The following is a 373-nucleotide window of genomic DNA, read 5'->3' as shown; positions in this document are numbered from 1 at the left end:
GGGCGGGCGGATGTGGCTAGGATGGGGGGCAGGAGGAAGGCTTGGCTCGAGAGGTGTCGCGCCGGTTTGGGGGAACGCAGCGACGGCGTGAGCTGACCGGTCCGGCTTGCCCCGCCCGAGCCTGCTACTGGCGCGGTGGTGTGTGTAAGTCTGGGTCACGCCGTTTCCATGTGTCCTTGGTCTTATGCGGAGCGTGTGGTCCCCTCTCGAGGCTGCGTTCGCCGGCGACCCCCCCCCGCAGAGGGGGGAGGGAAGGGCGTGATTAGAACGCCTCGGCCGGCAAGGCCATGGTCGTGTCCGCGCCGGCCTTGACCCGCCCGAAGCGCATCGCGGTCTCGGGCAGCACCCGCTCCATGTAGAACCGGCCGATGGC

General features: G+C 69.7%; 1 protein-coding gene. It reads right to left on the bottom strand.

What is annotated here, in order from left to right; genetic code table 11:
• Window positions 1-262 precede the first annotated feature (262 nt).
• On the bottom strand, window positions 263-373 hold a 111-nt coding region (locus MKK64_RS12190; RefSeq protein ID WP_243931748.1), incomplete at its 5' end, for an acyl-CoA dehydrogenase C-terminal domain-containing protein.

Origin of the sequence: Methylobacterium sp. E-025, from assembly GCF_022829705.1 — a bacterium.
In the GTDB taxonomy this organism is placed as follows: domain Bacteria; phylum Pseudomonadota; class Alphaproteobacteria; order Rhizobiales; family Beijerinckiaceae; genus Methylobacterium.
The sequence above is the reverse complement of the archived record's forward strand: the minus strand, read 5'-3'. Positions and strand labels throughout refer to the sequence as shown.